Source organism: Betaproteobacteria bacterium (assembly GCA_016791345.1).
In the GTDB taxonomy this organism is placed as follows: domain Bacteria; phylum Pseudomonadota; class Gammaproteobacteria; order Burkholderiales; family JAEUMW01; genus JAEUMW01.
On record JAEUMW010000007.1, the window covers coordinates 1 to 3,268 of the forward strand.

Below are 3,268 nucleotides of genomic sequence, written 5' to 3' on the forward strand. Positions count from 1 at the left end.
CTCGGTCTACATCGAGCAGTCACACTGCCTGGGAGAAAACGGAAAATTCTCGGATGGCGTCTTCAAGCTCTTCAAGACGCTTCCATTTTCGTCCGCCAAGCCGGTAATCGAAGGCGTCTACTGCGGCACCCTCGTCCCGACGATCAACTCGACGTTCCTGTCGACGACACCTCCGACCCCGCAGGGCACCTGGCTGGTTGCAGGTCAGGTCTGCATCGCGAAAACGATTCGCGGCCCAGTCGACAGCAATTGCGGCAAACCGACGAACTGCACGCCGCCGCCGAAAGGCTACGATCCGGCGCGGGGCGTCACCAACCTGACCAACGGACTCGACGGACCCGCAACGATCTTCATCGATCAGTGGATCCGCTTCAAATAGCAAACATCAATCGACTTGCGAAGGAACGCAGGCAACTGGGATGGTTGCGCGTACCCGTCTCAAGATTCTTGCGCGGGGGGATACCAGATGAATACGAAAGCGTTGTGTGTGTCGATTGCACTGATGGGAACAGCCGGCTTCACGTCAACAGTGATGGCAGGTGTCGCTTGCTCGGCAAGGGAAGGCGGTTGCAAGGCAGGCAAACCAGCTATTGCCTCGAAGGCGCAATCGCAAGTACTGCCGAGTCAAACCGCACAGGCGCCCACGTTCTACTCGCCGCCTCTTGTTGCACCGATATGGACGAGTCCGTGGGGCCAGACCTACGGTCGCTGGGCCGCAGAGTGGTACCAATGGGCGCTCGGAATCCCAGCCGCCGTCAATCCGCTTGTTGACCAGGATGGTTCCAACTGTGCGCAGCGTCAGGTTGACGCGGTGTGGTTCCTTGCCGGCGTGCCCGGCAGCGGTTCAGCCACCCGTCGCTGCCAGATTCCAGTTGGGAAGGCGCTGTTCTTTCCGCTCATCAACACGATCTATGGAGCGTTCCTGAACGACCCGGCCAACACGCGCACCGAGACCTTTGTGCGCAACGCGGGGAGCTGCACGGAGCCGGCGAGGATCTCGGTAAAGATCGATGGGTTCCAGATCCCGCACCCGGAGAAGCACTTCACCGGCCCCTCGGGCAGTCAGTCACCCATCTTCAACGTTCAACTGCCCCCCGGCAATATCTTCGGTTTAGATGAAAACGCGGCGCAAGAGCTTGTGCTGAGTCCAAGTGCCGAACAAGGGTACTACCTGTTCGTATGGCCCCTGAAGCCGGGCCATCACACCATAAAGTGGCAAGCGTCGGGATGCACGGCAGGCGCCACCCAAGACATTACGTATCACCTCCTCGTCAAGTGATCATGAGCTACAGCGACCGCAGGAAGTTCAGCATGTCCTGTTTCTGCGTATTCGAAAGCTGGTTGAACCGGGCGATCACCGAATTCGCCTCCGATGCGCTGCTCGAACTGCCGCTGGCGTGTGCCTGGATCGCTTCCAGCAGATCCTTGGTGCGGCCATCGTGCAGGAAGAAGATGCGCTGACCGAGCCCCCACAGCGGCGCGGTACGAAATTCCTGCGGGCCGGCCTGTCCCTGTGTGACGCCGTCGGCCAGTCCCGGTCCCATGTTGTGCACGGCGAGGTCGGAGTAGAGGTTCGCGGCCTTGTTGCGCAGTGCGGGGACGGCCGCGTTGCCGGTGTTGAGCGTCGGCGTGTGACACAGCGCGCAGCCTGAGCTGGAGAACAGTGTGCGGCCGTTGGCGATGGACTGCGCGCCGCCGGGCGTGTCGGTGGAAGGCGTGGGCGGCGCCAGGAAGCGCATGAAGAACGTGAACTTCTCGACTGCGCTAAAGGCTTCGAGGGGACTTCCCGCGTCGGGGTTGGTGGCGTCGTTCGGGATCGGAGCGCGCTGACACGCCGCCGTCTGGTTGCGTTCGGACGAAAAGAGCTCGTTGCTGATGCCCATCTCGACGTTGTAGGCCTCACCCGAGAACAGCAGCAGCGACTGGTTCTGGGCCTTCCAGCCGAAGCGGGAGATCGTGCCGTCGTTACCGTTGGTGTTCGCCACGCCTGTGATGGTACCGACGCGAACCCTGTTGGCGCGACCGCCGATCCCGAAGGACCTCTTGCGAGTGCCGTCGGCGTTGAGGTTCGCGAGGATCGCACTGTCCGGAATCTGCTCGATGAGTCCCGCACCGAAGAGCGGCGTGGGAATGCGAAAGATGACATTTCGATTGGCCACGGCCGTCGCGAAATCCTCCTGCCGCAGTCCGCAGCCGGGAACGACGAATAGTGAATGCACGCCGCCGTCGGGCGTGCCGTTCGCGTTGCGCACGAATCGCGCCTCGCGGATCGGCCCGTCGCTCGAAAGGAACGACGGCACCGCGTTTCCCATCTTGCCGGCAAAGACGACTTGCGGATTCACTGATACCGGGGGATTCAATGCCGGGCTCGTCCCCCCGATGGCGGGCTGCGAATGACAGCCGCCGCAGCTGTCGAGGTTCATGGTCGGCCCGAGACCGTCTTCGACGGTCTCCACCTCGACGAAGTCGGCTCTGCCCGCGTTGAAGTAGCTCACGTAGGTCCGGGACAAAAACGGCAGTGGTCCTCCGGCTGCAGCCGGTCCGGGCCGCACGCCCGGATCCCGCGCCGCCGTGGTCTGGGCGAACCCGGGCGCGGGCAGCAGGAAACAGCCGACGAGCACCGACGACGAACACACCTGGACTGCGAGTCCGGCTCTCATGATTCCTCCCTCCTGGCTCTCAATGTGGATGCGCACTCGGAGCGGTGCGATCGGCCCGAGGGTCGCGTCCCTCTGGCGCGGACAGGTTTCGCGACATCCGTGCCGGGGGCTGCGGGGCGCCAGCGGCTGGCATAGATCTGGCGCGCGCTATGGAATCTGCCCGCCCGACCCATGAACCTGGAACGATCGCGTCTGAGCGTTCAACAACGGGAGCGACTGCTCGAGCACTTCGTCGCGGGCACGCCCGCGCGCACGGCCGCGGAACTGGTCGGCGTCAACCGCAATACCGCCACTTACTTCTATCACCGCCTGCGCGAGCTGATCGCGGAACGGCTCGAGCGCGTCAATCCCTTCGCGTTGCAGCGCCTCGCACCGCGCTCTGCGTCTTCCTGCGGCGACAGGCAGCAGAACGCCGACATTGCTTCAGGAGGCGCGGAAGGCTTGGTCGTGCTCTGTGTGTTTGTACACGGCGGCAAGGTCTACACGGCGCTGCTCGGACGCGAACGGAGCCAAGGCATGCTGGCGCGCCTGTCGGCGGGTGCGAGCGCAGGTGCGATCGTTCACGTCGAGACGTTCGACGTGTCCGTGCTGCTCGACGCGAGCGGGCG

General features: G+C 63.5%; 4 protein-coding genes. 3 read left to right on the forward strand and 1 reads right to left on the reverse strand.

The window, feature by feature from the left end; genetic code table 11:
* Both JNK68_00165 and JNK68_00170 read left to right on the forward strand, forming a co-directional pair.
* Window positions 1-379 (forward strand): hypothetical protein (locus tag JNK68_00165; GenBank protein ID MBL8538760.1); only part of this gene is annotated, 379 nt, incomplete at its 5' end.
* A gap of 87 nt (window positions 380-466) precedes the next feature.
* Complete coding sequence (locus tag JNK68_00170) at window positions 467-1,279, forward strand: hypothetical protein (GenBank protein ID MBL8538761.1); 813 nt, start codon at window positions 467-469, stop codon at window positions 1,277-1,279.
* A gap of 7 nt (window positions 1,280-1,286) precedes the next feature.
* On the opposite strand, the gene JNK68_00175 is transcribed toward JNK68_00170, so the two are convergent.
* Window positions 1,287-2,660, reverse strand: coding sequence for a thiol oxidoreductase (locus JNK68_00175; GenBank protein MBL8538762.1), 1,374 nt, complete (start codon window positions 2,658-2,660; stop codon window positions 1,287-1,289).
* 171 nt (window positions 2,661-2,831) lie between these two features.
* Between JNK68_00175 and JNK68_00180 the strand changes: the two genes are divergently transcribed.
* Window positions 2,832-3,268, forward strand: a 437-nt coding sequence (locus JNK68_00180) for a hypothetical protein (protein MBL8538763.1), incomplete at its 3' end; no start/stop codon positions are given.

What these genes read in the sequence shown, in the direction of transcription:
- JNK68_00170 (MBL8538761.1), top strand. Translation starts at nt 467, where the DNA reads ATGAATACGAAAGCGTTGTGTGTGTCGATTGCACTGATGGGAACAGCC.
- JNK68_00175 (MBL8538762.1), bottom strand. Translation starts at nt 2,660, where the DNA reads ATGAGAGCCGGACTCGCAGTCCAGGTGTGTTCGTCGTCGGTGCTCGTC.